The sequence below is a fragment of the Tenacibaculum sp. 1_MG-2023 genome, assembly GCF_030547425.1.
In the GTDB taxonomy this organism is placed as follows: Bacteria; Bacteroidota; Bacteroidia; order Flavobacteriales; family Flavobacteriaceae; genus Polaribacter.
This window is the reverse complement of the sequence record NZ_JAUORH010000004.1, coordinates 1-20,452: the sequence shown is the minus strand read 5'-3', so window position 1 is coordinate 20,452 and position 20,452 is coordinate 1. Positions and strand designations below refer to the sequence as shown.

Annotated in this window: 20 protein-coding genes, 1 tRNA gene and 1 pseudogene; 10 read left to right on the top strand and 12 right to left on the bottom strand. The window is 32.4% G+C overall.

The genetic code is table 11. From position 1 onward, the window contains the following. Positions 1-113 precede the first annotated feature (113 nt). Together ribH and Q4517_RS04155 are read right to left on the bottom strand one after the other, a co-directional pair. Complete coding sequence (gene ribH / locus Q4517_RS04160) at positions 114-620, bottom strand: 6,7-dimethyl-8-ribityllumazine synthase (RefSeq protein ID WP_303506556.1); 507 nt, start codon at positions 618-620, stop codon at positions 114-116. Beyond that, complete coding sequence (locus Q4517_RS04155) at positions 620-1,402, bottom strand: tol-pal system YbgF family protein (protein WP_303506554.1); 783 nt, start codon at positions 1,400-1,402, stop codon at positions 620-622. The genes ribH and Q4517_RS04155 overlap by 1 nt, the downstream gene beginning before the upstream one ends. Before the next feature lie 113 nt (positions 1,403-1,515). On the opposite strand from Q4517_RS04155, the gene recF reads away from it, so the two are divergent. Further along, positions 1,516-2,595, top strand: a complete 1,080-nt coding sequence (gene recF, locus Q4517_RS04150; RefSeq protein WP_303506552.1) for a DNA replication/repair protein RecF — start codon at positions 1,516-1,518, stop codon at positions 2,593-2,595. Positions 2,596-2,632: 37 nt separating this feature from the next. Beyond that, complete coding sequence (locus Q4517_RS04145; RefSeq protein WP_303506550.1) at positions 2,633-2,932, top strand: DUF721 domain-containing protein; 300 nt, start codon at positions 2,633-2,635, stop codon at positions 2,930-2,932. A gap of 537 nt (positions 2,933-3,469) precedes the next feature. Here the strand turns inward: Q4517_RS04145 and Q4517_RS04140 are convergent. The 3 genes from Q4517_RS04140 to Q4517_RS04130 all read right to left on the bottom strand — a co-directional run bounded on the left by Q4517_RS04140 (position 3,470) and on the right by Q4517_RS04130 (position 6,875). Continuing rightward, a complete protein-coding gene (locus tag Q4517_RS04140; protein ID WP_303506548.1) occupies positions 3,470-4,201 on the bottom strand; it encodes a hypothetical protein in 732 nt (243 codons plus the stop codon). Between the two features lie 150 nt (positions 4,202-4,351). Continuing rightward, positions 4,352-4,849 (bottom strand): hypothetical protein, encoded by a 498-nt coding sequence (locus Q4517_RS04135; protein ID WP_303506546.1) that lies wholly within the window; start codon positions 4,847-4,849, stop codon positions 4,352-4,354. A 1-nt stretch (position 4,850) separates the two neighbouring features. Then, positions 4,851-6,875 (bottom strand): AAA family ATPase, encoded by a 2,025-nt coding sequence (locus tag Q4517_RS04130; protein WP_303506544.1) that lies wholly within the window; start codon positions 6,873-6,875, stop codon positions 4,851-4,853. A 914-nt stretch (positions 6,876-7,789) separates the two neighbouring features. Between Q4517_RS04130 and Q4517_RS04125 the strand changes: the two are divergent. Further along, positions 7,790-7,953, top strand: a pseudogene (locus tag Q4517_RS04125) (IS110 family transposase); the annotation flags it as partial. A 77-nt stretch (positions 7,954-8,030) separates the two neighbouring features. On the opposite strand, the gene Q4517_RS04120 reads toward Q4517_RS04125, so the two are convergent. The 6 genes from Q4517_RS04120 to Q4517_RS04095 all read right to left on the bottom strand — a co-directional run bounded on the left by Q4517_RS04120 (position 8,031) and on the right by Q4517_RS04095 (position 12,471). Continuing rightward, positions 8,031-9,170, bottom strand: coding sequence for an Atu1372/SO_1960 family protein (locus Q4517_RS04120; RefSeq protein WP_303506541.1), 1,140 nt, complete (start codon positions 9,168-9,170; stop codon positions 8,031-8,033). Positions 9,171-9,417: 247 nt separating this feature from the next. Then, positions 9,418-9,804, bottom strand: coding sequence for an integrase core domain-containing protein (locus Q4517_RS04115; RefSeq protein WP_303506841.1), 387 nt, complete (start codon positions 9,802-9,804; stop codon positions 9,418-9,420). Between the two features lie 175 nt (positions 9,805-9,979). After that, the gene (locus tag Q4517_RS04110) at positions 9,980-10,273 is read right to left on the bottom strand and encodes a hypothetical protein (RefSeq protein ID WP_303506539.1); all 294 of its coding nucleotides are present in this window, start codon (positions 10,271-10,273) and stop codon (positions 9,980-9,982) included. Positions 10,274-10,286: 13 nt separating this feature from the next. Beyond that, positions 10,287-10,643 carry a transposase gene (locus Q4517_RS04105; protein WP_303506537.1) on the bottom strand — a complete coding sequence of 119 codons (357 nt, stop codon included), beginning with the start codon at positions 10,641-10,643 and terminating at the stop codon, positions 10,287-10,289. A 295-nt stretch (positions 10,644-10,938) separates the two neighbouring features. Continuing rightward, on the bottom strand, positions 10,939-11,358 hold the full coding sequence (locus Q4517_RS04100; protein WP_028892988.1) for a nucleoside-diphosphate kinase: 420 nt from the start codon (positions 11,356-11,358) through the stop codon (positions 10,939-10,941). A 108-nt stretch (positions 11,359-11,466) separates the two neighbouring features. Further along, positions 11,467-12,471 carry an alkaline phosphatase D family protein gene (locus tag Q4517_RS04095; RefSeq protein ID WP_303506526.1) on the bottom strand — a complete coding sequence of 335 codons (1,005 nt, stop codon included), beginning with the start codon at positions 12,469-12,471 and terminating at the stop codon, positions 11,467-11,469. 81 nt (positions 12,472-12,552) lie between these two features. On the opposite strand from Q4517_RS04095, the gene Q4517_RS04090 reads away from it, so the two are divergent. The 5 genes from Q4517_RS04090 to Q4517_RS04070 all read left to right on the top strand — a co-directional run bounded on the left by Q4517_RS04090 (position 12,553) and on the right by Q4517_RS04070 (position 16,532). Continuing rightward, the gene (locus tag Q4517_RS04090) at positions 12,553-13,581 is read left to right on the top strand and encodes a bifunctional oligoribonuclease/PAP phosphatase NrnA (RefSeq protein WP_303506524.1); all 1,029 of its coding nucleotides are present in this window, start codon (positions 12,553-12,555) and stop codon (positions 13,579-13,581) included. After that, a complete protein-coding gene (gene gldI, locus Q4517_RS04085; protein WP_303506522.1) occupies positions 13,571-14,110 on the top strand; it encodes a gliding motility-associated peptidyl-prolyl isomerase GldI in 540 nt (179 codons plus the stop codon). Before Q4517_RS04090 ends, gldI begins: the two co-directional genes overlap by 11 nt. After that, positions 14,107-14,832, top strand: a complete 726-nt coding sequence (locus Q4517_RS04080; protein WP_303506520.1) for an FKBP-type peptidyl-prolyl cis-trans isomerase — start codon at positions 14,107-14,109, stop codon at positions 14,830-14,832. Before gldI ends, Q4517_RS04080 begins: the two co-directional genes overlap by 4 nt. 87 nt (positions 14,833-14,919) lie before the next feature. Beyond that, entirely contained in the window at positions 14,920-15,969 is a 1,050-nt protein-coding gene (locus tag Q4517_RS04075; RefSeq protein WP_303506518.1) for a peptidylprolyl isomerase, read from the top strand. 2 nt (positions 15,970-15,971) lie between these two features. After that, positions 15,972-16,532, top strand: a complete 561-nt coding sequence (locus tag Q4517_RS04070) for a phosphatase PAP2 family protein (protein WP_303506517.1) — start codon at positions 15,972-15,974, stop codon at positions 16,530-16,532. Between the two features lie 573 nt (positions 16,533-17,105). Here the strand turns inward: Q4517_RS04070 and Q4517_RS04065 are convergent. Then, positions 17,106-17,190 (bottom strand) — tRNA-Ser (locus Q4517_RS04065). Between the two features lie 293 nt (positions 17,191-17,483). Between Q4517_RS04065 and aroC the strand changes: the two genes are divergently transcribed. Together aroC and Q4517_RS04055 are read left to right on the top strand one after the other, a co-directional pair. After that, positions 17,484-18,545: a chorismate synthase gene (gene aroC / locus Q4517_RS04060; RefSeq protein WP_303506515.1), complete on the top strand. Its 1,062-nt coding sequence runs from the start codon at positions 17,484-17,486 to the stop codon at positions 18,543-18,545. Between the two features lie 209 nt (positions 18,546-18,754). Beyond that, positions 18,755-19,819 (top strand): PA0069 family radical SAM protein, encoded by a 1,065-nt coding sequence (locus Q4517_RS04055; protein ID WP_303506512.1) that lies wholly within the window; start codon positions 18,755-18,757, stop codon positions 19,817-19,819. The last annotated feature ends 633 nt before the right edge of the window (positions 19,820-20,452 follow it).

The following is a 20,452-nucleotide window of genomic DNA, read 5'->3' as shown; positions in this document are numbered from 1 at the left end:
GTTACTGAATTATAGAGAGGTGGTCAAAAAAAGTGAATAAATTAAAGTTAAAAAGCGTTTAAGTTGTACAACTTAAACGCTTTTTAATAATGTTTATCTAAAAAAAGAATCGATTAAAAACCTAATGAGTTTGAAGTACGTTCATGATTTTTAATTGCTGCCATTTTAACTGCTGCTACAGCACATTCAATTCCTTTGTTTCCTAATTCCCCGCCCGAACGATCAATAGATTGTTGTTTAGTATTGTCTGTCAATACACAGAAAATTACAGGAATGTCGTACTTAATGTTTAAATCTACAATTCCTTGAGTAACTCCTTCACACACAAAATCAAAATGCTTGGTTTCACCTTGAATCACATTTCCAATGGCGATGATAGCATCTAGTTTTTGTGTTTCAATCATTTTTTTACATCCGTACACCAATTCAAAACTACCAGGAACATCCCAAGAAACAATGTTTTCTTCTGTTGCTCCACAGTCTATTAAAGTTTCAATAGCACCTTTATGAAGGTTTTTAGTGATTTCAGGATTCCATTCTGAAACAACAATCCCAAATCGAAAAGGTTTCGCATTTGGGATTGTTGCTTTATCGTAATAAGATAAATTTGTTGTAGCCATTATTGAGCGTATTTTGCACTGTTGATATACTTTTCAATATCTCTTCCTTGATCAGAATCAGCGTATTTTTCTTTAATGGTTGTATAAAATTTTTCAGCTTTACTGTACTCTTTTAAATCCATTGCAATTTGAGCTGCTTTGAATAAAAATAAAGGCGTAGTAAATTGATTGTCTTTTTTATTAGCTGCCTGTTGATAGTAGTCTAAAGCATCTTCTGGCTGGTTAATGTCAGCAAAAGCATCACCAATAGCTCCTAAGACAGTAGGGCCTAATAGCTCATCATCAGAACTAAAGTTACTTAAATACTCAATAGCCTCTTCGTATTTTTTCATTTTTAAGTAAGAAATACCAGCGTAGTAGTTTGCTAAATTTCCTGCTTTTGTTCCACTAAATTGCTCAGCAACATCAATAAAGCCATATTTACCATCACCTCCTTCTAAACCTAAAGTGTATAATGAGTCAGCAATTGCACCTGCAGAAGTATTTGCTTTGTCAAAGAAAGTACGAGGGTAAGCTAATTCGTTTGAAGCTTCTTGTTGTGTTGGCTCTGCAATAAACTTATTGTAGGCTAAGTACACTAAAATTAAAGCTGCAACAGCTACCAATCCGTAAAATAATGGCTTGCTATTTTTTTCAATCCATTCTTCTGATTTGTTCGCCGTATCATCTAAAGTATTAAATACTTCAGCAGTAGTACTTTGTGTTTCATCAAAAGTTTCTTCTACTTCATTTGTAACCTTTTCTTTCTTAGGTTTGTAACCTCTTTTCTTGTATGTAGCCATAATTGCTTAAAAAATTAGTGGCGACAAAAATAGTTTTTTTAATTGGATTTTAAAAGTCGTTTTTTCGTAAATTTTCGATAATTTGCGCTTTCTTTTAGTAACAGGGCTCATTCATGTATTTGCAAAAACTATCTTTGGTTAATTTTAAGAATATCGAATCGCAAACTTTTGATTTTCAAAAGAAAATAAATTGTTTTGTAGGAAATAACGGTATTGGAAAAACTAACGTACTTGATGCAATTTACTATTTGTCATTTGCTAAAAGTTACTTCAATTCGATTGCAGGGCAGAATATTCGACACGGTCAAGATTTTTTTATGGTTGAAGGAGATTATTTGTTAAACGACCGACAAGAAAAAATTATCTGTTCCTTAAAAAGGGGGCAGAAAAAAGTGTTAAAACGAAATGGAAAAGCCTACGAAAAATTTTCTGAACATATAGGGCAGCTACCGTTGGTGATTATTTCTCCTGCGGATAGGGATTTAATTGTTGAAGGTAGCGAAACTCGTCGTAAATTTATTGATGGAGTAATTTCTCAGCAAGATAAAAAATACCTACAAACATTAATTTCGTACACTAAAACGGTGAGTCAGCGAAATGCGTTGTTGAAGTATTTTGCTGCTAACAGAACATTTGATGCGTTAAATTTAAAAGTATACGATGAGCAATTAATTGAGTATGGAACGGTTATTTATAACAAAAGAAAAACTTTTTTAGAAGAGTTTGTGCCTATTTTTAACGATAAGCATAAAATTATTTCTGGAGCAAATGAAGAAGTAAATCTACGCTATAAAAGTCAGTTACACGAGGTGTCTTTAGAAGTTTTGTTGCAGCAAAGTTTAGAGAAAGATAAAATGCTACAGTATACATCGGTAGGAATTCATAAAGATGATTTAAATTTTGAAATAGAGGAACATCCTATTAAAAAGTTTGGTTCACAAGGACAACAAAAATCGTATTTAATAGCATTAAAATTAGCACAGTTTGAGTTCATAAAAAAACAATCAAATGTAACGCCAATTTTATTATTGGATGATATTTTTGATAAGTTGGATGAAAACCGTGTTGCTCAAATCGTTGATTTAGTGAATAGTGATGAATTTGGACAAATTTTTATTACAGATACACATGCCGATAGAACAGAGGAAGTGATAAAAAAGAGTAACCAAGAATATCAGATTTTTAAATTATAATCTTAATTGTAAGAAAACAAGGCAAAAAGCAAATCAAATGGCTAAAAGAGAAAACGATAGTTTTTCATTAAAAGACTTGATGGGAAGTTTTATCCAAGAAAACAATAAACTAAAAAAAGGATTTCAAAAAATTCATATTGACGAAGCTTGGGCAAAAATGATGGGGCCAGGTGTTGTGTCGTACACAAGTGAAGTAAAATTACAAAACGGAACCTTGATTGTCCGTTTAACTTCATCGGCTTTAAGAGAGCAATTAGGTTATGGTAAAGATAAAATTATAACAATGATTAATGAGGAAATAGGAGAGGAGCTTGTTAAAAAGTTGATGTTGGTGTAGGATATAATGTGTGTATTATAGCGAACGTGATTGTATAAGCGTAGTGCGAGGTTAGAAGCACTTCACTTTTGTTTAACCTTGAGGTTATAATAGTCTATTTTTTCGTGTTTAACACTTTACTCCGCATTACACTTATACTTTGTTGGTAGTAGTTTTTTTCCAATTATCATTTGAGAATAATAAACCGAAATAGAAATTACCATACTTGGCAATATAAATAACAGTAGGTCATATAAAATTATTTCAAAACCATATTTAAAAGAGCTTATTAAAATTATGACCGCTAATAATATATTTACTGTAATAAAAAGTAATAAATGTTTTAAGTAATTTTTTATTAAAAGTATTGAAAGTGGTGCAAGCCACCAAAACACAAAAAAATAGAAATAATAACTATAATTTACGTAACTACTGATTTCGGTAAATTTTTTTATGTGATTACTAACTATTCCTTCGATTAAAGGAAAAACAAACTGTCCAACTAAAAGCAGTATTAGAAAATTAGACAAACAAGATAAAAAATAAAATTTTCGCATTCTATATATAAAAGTAAGTGTGATTGCTATTATTTAGTTCTCTTTTTCCTGAAAGTGTTAATGCCCCATCACATTCTATACTCCCCATATAAGATCTACCCCTACCTCTGCCTGCACCGATAGAGCAAAACCCATCATCAGCAACCCAATATTTTTGAATACTTGTAATAATTTCTACATGTCCTTTTCCAAAAACAACAATATCTCCAACTTGAACATCTTTATAATTTTTTCTTTTTCTTAAAGAAGATTTACCCATATAGATTTGTTCTGGATCATAATAATGATTATTTGATGAAGTAAAGTTATTTAAACCGTATAAATAAATAGCATCACCAACAAAAACATTACAAAGCCAACGTTTTCCGTTTCCTAAATCACTCCAGAACACACTGTATAAGTTTACTTTCCATTTACTCATACAAGCTTCTCTTAATCTAGAAAAGTGAGATATATTGTCTAAGTTAATTCCTCTCCCTTCATATCCAAATCCAGCAAGAGTTGAAATTGTCATTCGTTGCTTCATACTAAGGTTATTCCATTTTCGTTTTCTCTCAGATGATTTTAATTTTTTCCAATCTATAAGACTTGGAAACATAGGTCTTCTTGTAGCTCCATCTAAATTTGGATTTGGAGAAAAAAACCAATTCTGTTTTCTTTCATGGTATTCCCAGTATGAATCCATTATTTCTTTATTTGTTCCTAATTGTTTTGCTATTTCTGCTAATCGCATCTTTTTCTCTTTATTTTTTAATTATAGCAACGGTAAATTGTATGAGTAGTGGCAGAATACATGGTAGTTCTCTGTCAAACCACTACATAGTTTGAGTGGGCTAAAAACCTTGATATTTAGCTCTTTTCCTGCCGTTACTTATACAAAATGTTACCTGCTGGCTTTCTTGGTTTTTCTTCGTTTTTTTTCCTCTCTATACATAAATCCAAAATCACGTCTTAATTCTTTTCTAAAACTTTTATTTGCATTATGAATTTTCACTACTTGTTCTTGAGAAAACTGTCCTTTTTCAGCTGGTTTTTTCATCAAGGCATCTCTTAGTGTAAAAAAAGAATCTCGACATTCTACTGAAATAATAATATTAACAACCCCCTTTTTCCATGCAATTAAATCTGTAGCAGCATTTTTAATCTTTTGAACATCATAATTATTCCCTTTTTCCTTGATAATACAATCTGTAATATCATAAGCTTTAGGATAATACTCTAATCTTAAGTCATATAATTTATTTGTTAGATCGCGATTCTGGTTATTCTCAGCTTGTTTCTGTTGAAACCGTAAATTCCTAAAAAACTGGTATAAGGTAATTAATGATAAAGTAAGCGCAGTTAAAGCTGTTATTATTGATGGAGTAAAGAAATCTTTCATATTATTTTAAAGCTTTATTAATTTTCTCAATTAATCCTTTCCAACTTTCAATTTCAGAGTCCTCTAAATCTTTGGCGGAGTTATTTCTTGTCCATTTTATGTAGGATTTTGCCAGCTTGTACTTTGAGAAATTTGGAATTTCTTGTGAGAAAATATCAATAATAGCCCTGTTTGGTTGTGAATCAGCAATTGACTTTACATCCTTATTATACTCACCTTTAGCAACAATAATCAATGTTTCTCTTAACAGATCTTCAATTTCTGGTTTTATAGTTCCATTTGTAAATTCCTTCGTCCTCAAAATGTTTTTATTCCCTAAAGTATGGATTAGGTTTTCTTGTTGGGCAGCTTGATCTCCTGAAGAATCTGAATCTAACAATGCAGCTACTTTTAGATTATGTGCAAATAGGATAGTAGCATAGTAAACTACCTTTCCTGCTGAATTTGCAAAAACTAATGCAATTTTATCATTCAGTTTAGCAAGATTACTTTCTTTTAATAGGTGCGCAGTAGCATCCAAATACCAATAATCTGTAATACCTTCTAAAATTAAATTCCTTTGTTGTGAAAATAGGCTTTGAGCTAAATCATAACCAAAAGCTTCCTGCAATGGTAATAATCCTGCTGGGTCACTTGAAGAAAGTGTCGTATGAACTTTTGTACCTTCTTTCCTGTTTTTAAGTTCTACAACCTTTACTATATCTAATTCATCAGGACCAACTAAGAAAGGAGAATGGGTAGTATATATCGTTTGATTTTTTTCAGTTAATCTTGATATAGTTGTTCTAAAATCTCTCTGCTTTAGACCATGCAAACTCATCCCTGGCTCGTCTAGCAATAATATAGCATTTTTATGCTTGTCCATTGCTTCAGCAAAGAAAACTACAAAGAATGAGACAATCCATTGAAAACCTTCGGATCTTTGATCTAATTCAATTTCAACTCCAACTTCATCTTCAACCACAACTTTTAGATATTGTCCATCTGCTGTTATTCTGATTTTTTCAGCTTCAGGTCTATCTGGATTGGGATTCCATATACTAACAATCTCTTCTGTTAGCCTAACACTTGCTGCATTTAGCTGATATGACCTATTATCTAAAGTGTCTCTGTATTTTTCTATTGCTTCTGTGTTATTTCTATCAGGGTTTTGTGTTTTGCCGATATTAGCTAACTCTCTAGCTGTGAATCCTAGTAGTTTAAGTAGGCAGAGGTTACCATAATCATAAAATTTATCATCTTCTAATAAATTTTGTTCCTGTCTAGTGGCTAAATGATCTAAGTGAATTGATGGCTTAACTTTAAAATAATTGTTAAACAAAACGAATACTGGAGTACGTTTATCAAGAACACTTAATACTTCATCATGATTATTATTGAATTTAATATCGTCAATTATTCTAGAGTATCTTTCTTCTTCTTTTTCGTTATCTTCATCAACATATGGATATAATTTCTCTAAACAAGATAATAGTTCAACAGAATTTTCTTTGTCAAATGTTCTAGAATCCCAAAACTTATCTGTTTTTGATTTTATAGTCGTACTTGGTTTTTCCTTTGTTGAGTCTTCTCCTTCCTTTAACTCAAACTGATTGTCAAGATGTGAGGATAGCCTAATTAAATCTTTGTTTACATCTTTAAAAGTTTTCTTTGCAGGTGCATTTTCAAGATAATGACAACCCTTATTGTTTAATCTCCTATACAACACGTATGTACAGTTTTTAAAATCTTGTGGTATCAATTCTTTATCATCATCATCTAACTTGAAATATCCTCTAACCACTTCAATGTCTTCTTCTTTGACTTGTCCAGTAGTTATGTCATTAAAAAGTGAACGAGGGTAGTCACGAATAGCCTTAAATCCATCAACATCATCAGGCTTGTTGAGCTGTTGAAGAGCTTTCAATAATACTGTCTTACCAGCTTCATTTGGACCAACTAGTATAGTCTTTAATTCTTCTATTTCAAAGACTCCACTATCTTTTATAGATCTATAATTTTGTACTCTTGCCTTAATTAGTTTCATGTTTCTAAGTATTCTTTATTATGTCTGACTCTTTCTTTATAGCTTGCAGGTAACTAGTTTATATACGTAATAAAATTACTGTTATATTCTCTTAAGGGTAGGATAAGCGGAATTTTTAGCAATTTTTATATGCTATCAAATATATTAAAACTAGTGCTTTACCTGAAATAAAGTTATTAACGAGTTATTGTTGTTTGTTAATTAATTATACAACTCCAACGAACTTACTACAAGATGTGTACAAAATCTTACGGAATACCATAAGCTCAATTATTTAGGGAATATAAGGTGTTTTACGGAGTAGCAACGGTGCTATATATCGCTGTTGACACACTTTTTGAATCATCAGCGCGTTTCGCTGGTCTTTCCTCAACGTAACGAAACCGTCAGCGCGTCACGCTGAGCTTTCCTCAAGGCAACGAAACCGTCAGCGCGTCACGCTGAGCTTTCCTCAACACAACGAAACCGTCAGCGCGTCACGCTGAGCTTTCCTCAAGACAACGAAACCATTAGCGCGTCACGCTGGTCTTTCCTCAACACAACGAAACCACCAGCGCGTTTCGCTGAGCTTTCCTCAAGGCAACGAAACCATCAGCGCGTCACGCTGAGCTTTCCTCAAGACAACGAAACCGTCAGCGCGTCACGCTGAGCTTTCCTCAAGACAACGAAACCGTCAGCGAGCGTCGCTGAGCTTTCCTCAAGAGAACGAAACTGTCAGCGAGCTTCGCTGGCATTTCCTCAACGCAACGAAACCGTCAGCGAGCGTCGCTGAGCTTTCCTCAAGGCAACGAAACCATCAGCGAGCTTCGCTGGTCTTTCCTCAACACAACGAAACCATCAGCGAGCTTCGCTGGTCTTTCCTCAACACAACGAAACCATCAGCGCGTCACGCTGAGTTTTCCTCATAAATATGTAAATACAATAAAGTGTGTAGAGAGTTGTATAAATGAATTGTAGCTAGGGTAAGAGTAAAAAACTTGCTTTAATAGCGGTGTGTAATAAGCTACTAAAACAAGCTTTTGCAATAGTAAAAAGTGGTTTACCGTATGATGCTTATTATAAAAGTATTTTGGGTTGAAAAAGTATAAAATTTACTTGTTTTTTACCTCAGTTCTTTGTTGGTAACTGGCTTTTAAGTAGTTTATGATTTAGTATTTATTCTACTTCAAAAATAGCTTGAATTTCTACAGAAGAATTTACAGGAATCGATGATGCTCCATAAGTAGCTCTTGCATGCTTCCCTTTTTCTCCAAAAATTTCAAACATTAAATTTGAAGCAACATTCATTAAGTTTGCATGTTTAGTGTAATCATCTGTAGTGTTAAAGATACCTGTTAGTTGAACACATTTTTTTACTTTATTTAAATCGCCACCAACAGCATCTTTTAAAACAGCTAAAACATTAAGCATTGTAGCTCTAGTAGCTTCATTTACCTGCTTTTCATTTATATCTAAGCCTAATTTACCGGGGTTTACAACTTTTCCATCTTTAAAGGCAACTTGATTAATAAATATCAAATTTCCAGACCTTACGTAAGGTTCATAGCTCCCAGCAGGTTTAGGTACTTTAGGTAATTCAATTTTCTTATCTTTTAATACTGTATTAACATCTATTTTCTTATTATTCTCCGTTATTTCTATAGTTGTTGGAAATGTACCTTTTAATGCATGCGCTACTTTAGCAAAATTTTGTCCTTGAAGATTCGCTAGAAAACGTTCACTTTTTGTTGGTCTTTCTACATTTTTAAATGAAGCTAAACTAGTTGTTCCTAAAACAGTATTACCTTGAGGGATGGTGTTATCAATGTTTTTAGTACCTCTAACTCCGTTAGAAACCAAAACCATTCCGTGTACTGCTAAACTATTCCAAAAAGATTGTATTGCAAGTTCTTTTCCAGCTCCACTACCTGCAGACATAAATACCGTTGCTGGCATTCCTTCTAAACCGTGTTTACTCCATAAATCTACTGTTTTGGATAAGAATTCGCTCATTGGTGTGCTAATGTTTCCAAAATATATGGGCGACCCAAAAGCAATTCCATTATACGAAGTTAATTCTTCTACAGTTGCTATGGGTATATTTTTTAACGAAGGAATATCGGATGATTTAACCTTTTTTATAAAGGCTTTAACGCTTCCTTTCGATTCAATTCCTTTTGCGACTTCCTTTGCTAATTCGTAGGTTCCGCCATTATCAGAATGGATTAAGACAAGTATTTTAGTTTCTTGTCCTTGAATTGTGTTCATAAAGAGGATGGTTAAAATTAATAATGTTGCGCTGTGTAATTTTTTCATTCTTGTTTTTTAGGTGAATATCAAGTTTTCTAAATTTAATTTTTAGAGACTTATTAAGTATAATTGTATGTGCGTAGCCATTATTACGCTTCAAAATATAATGTTGAAAATAAAGGGTATATTTTCAGCAAAAGTATCTTAAATAATAAGATGTCTTGTGATTTCGATTGTCAATATTTTGTTAAATGATTAACGAAATTTTATAGCTGTCTAGTCGTAAAATACGTCTACAGGTTATTGATTAAAATTAAGCTGTATTTTGGTGCACGTTATTAGGTGTTTTATAGTCTAAAGATAAATGTAATCTTTTAGAGTTATATAATTTGATTGCATTTTTAGTTACTCTTTTTGCATCTTCTACGCTGGCAAAGGTCTGGTCGAGGTAAAATACATCTTTTAAAATTCCATTTACCCGCTCTGCTAGGGTATTTTCATAACAATGATTTTCTTCTGTCATGCTTATTGCTATCTTTTTTCGCTTTAGCTCGTTGGTGTATACATTGCTGCAATATTGTATTCCACTGTCTGAGTGGAGGGTTAGATTCTTGAGTCCTTTGTTATGATAGATTGCCTTTTTAAGCACCCTAACACAACCGGTTAGCTCTAAGCTGTCACTTAGGTCATATCCTACGATTTTACGTGAATATATCTGTTAAGAGTGCTAGATAGCAAAATCCTTTAATAGTTCTGATGTAAGTTATATCTGTAGCCCACACTTGGTTGCATTTAACTATTTCTACATCTTTAATGCTATTATTGTATTTGTAAAATCTATGATGTGAGTTGGTTGTTCTGGACGAATATTTCTTTTACCGTATCAAAAGATTATTATCTCTAAGGATACGTAACAATTGATCTCTATCAATTTTGATGTTGTGTTTTTTAAAGTCCGTTTTTAGGGACCGCATCAACTTTCTAGCGCCTTCTCTTGGTAAAGTCCTTCTTCTTTTATGAATGATTTCCAGCACCTGGTTTTCAATCTTTATTCGCTTGACGTATCGCTTTTTGTATTTATAAAACGCATCACGAGTTAGGAAATATCCCTTACAGATTGTTGCTATACCATAAGGTCTTTCTTTTGGATTATTGTCTAAAGTCTCCATTAGTGCTAGATGTTTAGTTTTTTTTGAGTTCTAAAGCATCTTTGTAGCCTAGTTTCTTAGCAGCCACAGTAAGGTAATTATCATCAATAAGTTTATCGAGGTCTTTCTTTATGAGAAGTTCCTTTAGCTGTTTAAGCTCTTTTTGCAGGGCTTTTATTCGGGTAAGTTCATCATCTGTTTGCACGATTACACGGGTGTCTATTAAATCTTTACGATTGTACTTTTTAATCCACTCGTTTACAGTTGTAGGTGCGATAGAGTAGAGTTTACAAAGCTCGCTCTTTGTGTGTTTTCCGATAGTAAGTTCGGCTAAAATTTTTAATTTAAAAGGTTCTGAATACCGTCTGATTACTTTATCGTTTTTGTACATAATGTTTAAAATTATGTAGCCTTTATTCAGGACAGGTCATGCTTGCCCATAACGTGTTTGTATATGGTTTGTTGCGTTGTTTGCAAATAAATCACAGATAGAAAATCTGCGAAAATTTTCAGAAGTATGCGAGAACTAGTAATAAATTATATAGGTCTTAATAACTTTATTATTTACACTAAATAACTCATTTTTAGGTTAAAATGCAACTAATAAAAACATAAAAAAGAAAATCGTCTAAAAAGTAATTTTTAGACGACCTCTTTAATATATAAAGTTTATTTCTTACTAAGAGTTAAAACATTTCTCTACCAGAAAAGTGGAAAGCACCTTCGATAGCTGCGTTTTCATCAGAATCAGAACCGTGTACTGCATTTTCTCCAATAGAAGTAGCGTATAATTGACGGATAGTTCCTTCAGCAGCTTCAGCTGGGTTTGTAGCACCGATTAATGTTCTAAAATCTTCAACAGCATTATCTTTTTCTAAGATAGCAGCGATGATTGGTCCGCGAGTCATAAACTCAACTAATTCACCAAAGAAAGGACGCTCGCTGTGTACTCCGTAAAAAGTCTCAGCATCACGCTTCGTCATTTGTGTTTTTTTCATAGCTACGATTCTGAAACCTGCAGCATTAATTTTTTCTAAAATTGCACCAGTATGTCCGTTTTCTACAGCATCTGGTTTAATCATTGTAAAAGTTCTATTTGTTGCCATTATTAAATGTAATAAATATCAGTATATGATAAATTTCTTAATTGTTGTTGATTATGCAAACTTTGCATAAATCGGCGCAAAAATACACTTTTTAATGTTATTAGCAAGTTAAGGGTATATTTGGTTGACTTCTTGTAAGATAGATTTGTTTTTACCGCGCATTTGAAAGGTTACTTTTTTAGTTTTTAAATCTAAAAGCAACGTTCCATAGCTTAAAGAATTTACAACATTTCCTATTCTGAAGTTGTTTTCTTCTGAAGAAAATGAAGAATAGGCATGTGTTAATCCACTTGATGTGAAATCTATAAGAGGATAAGCAAGTCCTTCAATAGTTGTTTTAGAAAATTCGGAAATATGCCTGTCTCCAGAAAGAAGAACTACGTTGGTGTTTTTAGCTTTTTTAATCAAACCGAATAATTTATCCACTTCATGAGGAAAGTTTCCCCATTTTTCAAAACCATGTTCTTTTGATAAGATTTGAATGCTACTTACTATTACAGTAAAAGTAGCAGAAGAGTTAGTAAGTTCATCTGTAAGCCATTTCCATTGCGTGTCGCCTAAAACAGTACCTTCGTTATATTTGTTAGGTTGAAAACGATGTCCGTTAGTACCTTTGGTAAGTGAAGTTCTAAAATAACGTGTATCTAAAACAATAACTTTAATGTTGCCATTACCTGTTTTAAAAACTTTAGAATGATAAACACCTTTTTGTTTCCTTCTAGGAGAGTTTTTCGGAATGTCCAAAAAGTCTAAAAATAATTGTTGGCTTTCATCTTTCATTTCAAATTCTACCCCTGCATCATTTTTTCCGTAATCATGATCATCCCAAGTAGCAAGAATTGGAACTTTGGTAGTTAGTTCTTTATATCCTTCAACCTTTTTTTGACTTTTATACATACGTTTCATTTTACGCATGTTATTAGTATCTGCATAAATATTATCACCACCCCATACCCACACATTAGGTTGAATCGATAAAATGTCTTCCCAAAAAGGATTATTAAGTCTCTGATTGTTACAAGATCCAAAAGCAATAGTAAATACTTCTTGACTAAAAGTAGTAGTTATACTTAGAGAAAAGAATAGTAAAAATGTAAATTTATAAGATTTCATAGAAGTTAAAATTTGAAGCGAAGAAACAAAAATAAATACATAAAAAGGTTAATATAGCATTAATTTGTATATTCGCCTTTTATGATTTTGAAACACTTTACAGAGCTACAAGAATTCTTGTCAGAACCTAGAAATATTGTAATAATTGGGCACAGAAACCCAGATGGAGACGCAATTGGTTCAACGTTAGGATTAAAACATTATTTAGATAAAAAAGGGCACACTACACAAGTGCTAATGCCAAACGAGTACCCTGGTTTTTTACACTGGGTTCCCGGGTCAAAAACCGTAAAACGTTTTGATCGCCAAAACAATCAGTCTGTCAAAGCTTTAGCGAAATCTGATATTGTTTTTTTATTGGATTTTAATGCGTTGCATAGAGTAGGAAATGATATGCAAAACACGTTGGAGCAATATGAAAACGATTTTGCTTTGATAGATCATCATCAACAACCAGATGATTTCAGGTATATGTATTCTGACACATCTATGTCTTCAACTTGTCAAATGGTATATAACTTTATTGAAATGATGGGAGATGTAGAGCTGATAGATAAAAATATAGCAACTTGTTTATATACGGGAATTATGACTGACACAGGTTCTTTTCGTTTTAGATCTACAACCAGTACTACACATAGAATTATTGCTGATTTAATAGATAAGGGAGCTGAAAATGATAAGATTCATAGTAATGTGCATGATGCAAATTCTTACAATAGGTTATTGTTGTTAGGGCAAGCGCTGAGTAATATGAAGGTGTTACCAGAGTATAAAACTGCTTTTATTACTTTATCTGAAGAAGAAAAAAAACGTTTTCAGTACGAGAAAGGGGATACTGAAGGGGTAGTAAACTATGCATTATCTTTAAAAGGAATTGTATTTGCTGCCATTTTTATAGAAGATGAAGAACAGGGAATTGTAAAAATATCTTTTCGTTCAAAAGGGAAATTCTCTGTAAACCAGTTTGCACGTAATTATTTTAACGGAGGTGGACATGATAATGCGGCTGGAGGTAGAAGCGATGATAACATGGAAAATACGATAGCAAGATTTAAGTCGTTATTACCTACATACCAACAAGAGTTACAAGATTCTTATGAAGCATAAAATAATACTTTTTGTTCTTATAGCTTCGGTTGTGGTGTCGTGTAAAGAACCACAGGCGAGAAGACCAAAACAACACGGTACAACAAACTTTTATAAAGAGGTTCTTAAAGAGAATAAGAAGCTAAACGCTTTAGAGAAAAAACGTTTAGAAGAGTGGGTGGCTAAAGATACTGTTAAAGAGTATAAAACTTCACCTAACGGTTTTTGGTATACCTATATAACGAAAGATACTTTAAACTCAAATTCTCCGCAGTTTGAAGATTTAGTTATATTGTCTTATAATATAGCAGATCTTAATGGAGATATTCTTTATGAAACAAAGGAGAGAAGCTATAAAGTAGATAAAGAAGATTTTATTCCTGCATTACAAGATGGAATAAAGTTGATGAAAAAAGGAGAAACTATTACATTTGTCATTCCATCTTACAGAGCTTTTGGAGTAACAGGAGATGGAAATAAAATAGCTGTAAATCAGCCAATACAAAGTACAGTAACATTAATCGATATAAAATCAAAAAAAGAAGAATGAAGTTAACCAACATTTTAGCAGCTACAGTTGTAGGTTTATCAATTGTTTCATGTAGTAACGGTCAGTTCAAACAAAAAAGCTCATTAGCAACAGAGGTAGATTCTGTTAGTTATGCTATAGGGTTAGATATGGCTAATAAAATCAAAACGAATTTTGACGAAATGGATCAAGATTTATTTGTACAAGGTTTTAAAAACGGTATGGATTCTACAAATCTATTAGTAGAGTCAAAAGACGTAAACAATATCTTAAGAGCATTTTTTCAGAAGAAGCAACAAGAAAAAATGAAACAAATGCAAGAAGAGCAAGCTAAAAAAGCAGAAGCTGAATTTGGAGAAAACAAAAAGGCAGGAGAAGAATTTTTAGCAACAAATAAAGCTAAAGATGGAGTGAAAACTACAGAAAGTGGTTTACAGTATGTCGTTTTAAAAGAAGGTGAAGGTGAGGTTCCAACGGCAAACTCTAGAGTTAAAGTTCATTACCATGGAACTTTAATAGATGGAACTGTTTTTGATAGCTCAGTGGAAAGAGGTGAACCAACTGAATTTGGAGTAGGTCAAGTAATCAAAGGATGGACTGAAGGTTTACAGTTAATGAAGCCAGGAGCAAAATACAAGTTCTTTATCCCTCAAGAATTAGCTTATGGTGCACAACAGAGAGGACAGCATATTAAACCTTTTTCAGCTTTAGTTTTTGAAGTAGAGTTGTTAGAGATAAAGTAAGCAAAGTTTAAATAACTGATAATTAATTAGGTTAGCACTTGTTGTTAACCTAATTAATTGTTTATAAGAGAATATAAAACGAAATAAATGAAATTATTTAAAAGTTTACTTGTAGTATTTGTAGTGCTTACATCATGTAAATCGGCTAAATACCCTAGTTTAGAAAATGGATTGTATGCAGATATTCAAACCAATAGAGGTGATATTTTAGTGAAATTTTTTTATGATAAAGTTCCAATGACTGTGGCGAACTTTATAGCTTTGAGTGAAGGAACACATCCTAAAATGATAGATTCATTAAAAGGAACACCATTTTATGATGGAACGAAGTTTCATAGAGTAATTAAAGATTTTATGATACAAGGAGGGGATAGAACAGGAACAGGTGCTGGTGATGCTGGTTATACATTTGCCGATGAATTCCCAATGGATGAAGAAGGAAAACTGTTATATAAGCACGACGGACCAGGGGTGTTGTCTATGGCAAATTACTCAAGACCAGTTACGAATTCGAGTCAATTTTTTATTACACATAAAGCAACACCTTGGTTAGATGGTGGACATTCGGTTTTTGGTCGTGTTTTACAAGGTCAGTCAGTAGTAGATACCATTCAGAAGAATGACTATATAAAACAGATAGAAATTTTAAGAATAGGAGAAGATGCTACAAAGTTTGATGCGCCAGTAGTTTTCGAACAAGAGTTAGCAAATGTTGAGAAGAAAGAGGTTGAGAGAAAGAAAAAATTAGAAGAGTTAAAACAAAAATATCAAGAAGAGCAAGGAATTAATGATGCGATTACTACCGATTCTGGTTTGAAGATTTTATCTTTACAAAAAGGAAATGGGAAAAAAGTAAATCCAGCGTTACCAACTACAGCGCATTATACGTTGTATTTAGCAGATGGAAGAGAAATAGACTCTAGTTTAGATAAAGGAGAAGCTTTTGTTTTTACTGTTGATGATGAAAATTTTCCATTAATAGCAGGGTGGAAAGAAGGTGTGAAAACAATGAAAGAAGGAGATAAGGTACGATTGTTTATACCTTCTTATTTAGGATATGGAGATCGTAGAGTAGGACCAATACCTCCAAAGTCGGATTTAATTTTTGAAATAGAAGTATTAAAAGTAGGAAAGTAATCGTGATAGAAAATATTATACAAAAAGATAAAGAGCTTTTAATTTATCTTAATAGCTTAGGAAGTGAGCAATGGGATGGTTTTTGGTTAATAATAACGAATCAGTTTTATTGGACACCATTGTTTGCATTCTTGCTATTTTTAGTATTCAAACAGTTTGGTTGGAAAAAAGGATTATTTACGATGGTTTTTATCGCTGTTTTAGTAACTTTTTCAGACCAATTTACAAATTTTATAAGAGGAGTTTTTGAGAGATTACGTCCTAATAACGATCCAGAAATAAAAGATGTTTTAAGAACTTTAATTAGACCTCAAAGCTATAGTTTTGTTTCAGGTCATGCAACTACTTCTACTGTAGTTACCGTATTTATAATTCTTCTTTTAAAGAAATATGTAAAATACATAAAATTTTTAGTTCTTTTTCCTTTAATTTTTGCCTACAGCAGATTGTACTTAGGTGTGCATTTTCCTGCAGATATTTTGGTAGGTTTTATTAATGGAAGTATCATAGGAAGCTTGGCTTATAGGCTATACATCTTCCTAGATAGTAAGTTTAATTTTTAATTTTTATTCTGTTATTCTAGTGTGAAAATTTAGTGCTATTATGTACATCATTTAATAAGCTGTCTAACCTTTATGTATATATAGGTGGACAGTTTTTTTGTCTGTTATAAATTTATATAATGGTTTCTCCTAGTTTTTATCAATATATTATTAGTTTTTTTAAGAAGGAAAACAAAAGGTGTCTTTCAATACTTAACTTTTAATGGTTCGGTAATGTCCTTGCTCACGCTTTCTACAAGTATCTCATAGGTAAATGAGGTATTTTCTCTCTAAATGTGTTTTAAGTGTAATTTAAATAGTCTTAAACTTTAGATTTATTAGGTTCGTATACCATACTCGTGACTTATTTGAGAAGAAGTAAGTTAATCTATTTAAATTTTTAAACTCACTTATAATTTAAAGAAAAGTGTACAGTCTTTTGAGTATGCTCTACACAATTTTTTAATTACACTCAAATTTTGGTGTAACGTTATTTTAGGACGGGACACATGTAAAATAAAAAAAGCTTACGATTCGTAAGCTTTTTTTCTTTAATCCCCTAAAAAAAAATCCGAAGCGAAAGCTTCGGACTTGCGGAGAAAGAGGGATTCGAACCCCCGGTCCTGTTACAGACAACGGTTTTCAAGACCGCCGCATTCGACCACTCTGCCATTTCTCCTGAGCGTCTCATCAGGTATTCCCTGATTGCGGGTGCAAATATATGACCTTTTTTCATTTCTAAAAAAGTTTTTTGCTACTTTTTTTAATAAAACTTAAGTCTAAAAAGTGTTGTGAAACGTAATGCTTTTGCTATCAATTAGTTTAGTGGTAAAATGAAAATTAAAAAAATAAAGAGTAAAAGAGAATGAGCCTAAAAAAGGACTATTATAACGAGTCAACCAATAATTATAAGAATGAAAATTATAGTTTTTTAGTAAATAAATTCTACCTTCGTTTAATAAATAGTAAGGTATGTTTAACTCATTCGGAAATATTTTAAAGCTAACTACATTTGGTGAGTCTCATGGAGTAGCAATTGGAGGTGTAATAGATGGATTCCCAGCAGGAATGAAAGTTGATTTTGATGCCGTTCAGCAAGAATTAGATCGTCGTAAACCAGGACAGTCTAAAATAGTAACCCAGCGAAAAGAACCAGATACAGTTGAGTTTTTATCAGGTATTTTTGAAGGAGTGACTACAGGAGCATCAATAGGTTTTACAATCAAGAATACAAATCAAAAAAGTAAAGATTATAATCATAACACTGATGTGTATCGTCCTTCACATGCCGATTATACATATGATAAAAAATACGGAACTAGAGATTATAGAGGTGGTGGACGAACATCTGCAAGAGAAACAGCCAATTGGGTTGTAGCAGGAGCTTTAGCAAAACAGCTAATCAATCACATCAATATCAACGCATTTACATCATCAGTAGGAGATGTTTTTATGATGAAACCATACCAAGATTTAGATTTTTCTAAAACTGAAAGTAATATCGTCCGCTGCCCTGATGAAACTTCAGCAGAAAAAATGATTGATAAAATTCAAGAAATACGTAAAGCTGGAGATACTATTGGTGGAACGATAACTTGTGTAGCGCAAAATGTTCCTATAGGGTTAGGAGAACCTATTTTTCATAAGTTACATGCCGAACTAGGAAAGGCGATGCTATCTATCAACGCAGTAAAAGGATTTGAATTTGGAAGTGGTTTTTGCGGAGCAAAAATGCAAGGTTCTGAACATAATGATATTTTCAATCCAGACGGAACAACGCAATCTAATTTGTCAGGAGGTATTCAAGGAGGAGTCTCTAATGGAATGGATATTTACTTCCGCGTAGCGTTTAAACCTGTAGCTACGATAATGCAAAACCAATCAACAATAAACTCAAAAGGAGAAGCTTCCGAGATACACGGAAAAGGACGACACGATCCTTGTGTGGTACCAAGAGCAGTACCTATAGTGGAAGCATTAACAGCTTTAGTGTTCGCAGATTTTTGGTTAATGGACAAAACAAGGAGAATTTAAAAAACATTAACACCATTCAAAAGAATGGTGTTTTTTGTTTATAACAATTTTGCTTTTACCAATTATTCATCTTATTTTAAAGTAATTTTACAAAGTCACTTCGGATGATTTCGGAACCCTGCCGAAATTGTATCGAGAAGTTTATATTAACCTGTTCTCGATAAAGTCATTCTAAAGACAATTTTATAATATTTTATTTAGGAATGATTATGGACTACATTAAAGGACGTGGTGCGCAACACAACGCACACAATAAATTTATACAACATCAACACGAAGTGTTGGATGATTTCTTAAACTATTGCGAAGCTGAAAATGAATCAGCAGACAATAATAAAACAACCTATTTAGAAATTTATCCTAAAACAATTCTTAATAAAGTAACAAGTCCAGATATTGGATTTTCCTACTCAATGAATCCATATCAAGGTTGTGAACACGGTTGTATCTATTGTTATGCACGAAACACACATGAATATTGGGGGTATTCAGCAGGATTAGATTTTGAACGTAAAATATTGTACAAAGCAAATGCACCAGAACTATTAGAAAAAAAACTACGAAGTCGTAACTGGCAACCACAAAACATTATGTTTTCTGGAAATACAGACTGTTATCAACCGATAGAAAAGAAACTTGAAATAACCCGAAAAATGCTACAAGTACTATTAAAGCTAAAGCATCCAGTAAGTATGATAACAAAAAATGCATTAATTCTTCGTGATTTAGATATTTTAAAAGAAATGGCAGCTATGAATTTAGTGAGAGTGAGTATATCAATCACATCACTATCAGAAGAAACAAGAAGAATAGTGGAGCCAAGAACAGCAACTATCAAAAAAAGATTAGAAACAGTTAAAGTTCTAACAGAAAATAATATTCCAGTAAATGTAATGATGGCGCCAATTATTCCTTCAATTAACAGTCACGAAATATTACCATTAGTAAAAAAGGTAAGTGAGCAAGGAGCAACATCAGTAGGGTATACAATAGTGCATATAAATGGAGCGGTTGGAGAAATTTTTACCAATTGGGTAAGAAAAACATATCCTGATAGAGCAAACAAAATACTACATCAAATAGAAGACACATATAAAGGATCGTTGAATGATTCACGTTATGGGAATAGGATGAGGGGAGAAGGTAAAATAGCAGAACAAATAAAGACACAATTTGAGTTGGCAAGAAAGCTATATTTAAAAAAGAAGAAAATACCTTCATTAGACTTTACTAAGTTTGATAAACACCAAACAAATCAAATCTCTCTATTTTAGATATTATATATTGTAAAAGCATTTTTCCTACAATATATATATAATGTATTTCACATAAGATGATTTGTTGGTGTTGGTTTTTCACTTTGTTGTCTGTTTCCGCTGCGCTCCAACAACATAAAGTGTCGGGCTTTCTGCTATATTTATTGTTTAGGCTGCTAAATACAGCCAAGACAAAAGGATGCCACTTTAAGTACTGTGTATTCAACGAAACAAATAAGGTAATAACGATTGAGTTAATCCCTAGTGCGAGTTGTCTACCTATATATAGTCTAAGTATAAGAAATTTTTCGATTAATTAGGAGGTTTTAGGGGTAAAAGAGATAGAAGACATGTAAAACAGGATATACTTACAAAAAACTTTTGGGGTTAAAATATTGTGGAGTAGTGAGTTAAAAATTGGGTATAAAAAAAAGGCAAAAAAAGTAGTTGTTAAGTGGAAAAAGGTATCTATATTTGCACCCGCAAACGGATAAGCGGTAAGCTTAGAAGTTAGTAATAGTTCATTAAAATAGGGGTTAAGATATATCAAGAAAAGGTTAAAAAATAGTTTAAATTTTTCTTGTTTAATACGAAATAAAGTGAGTATCTTTGCAGTCCGAATTTTAGGGAAAAACAGTTCATTAAAATAGT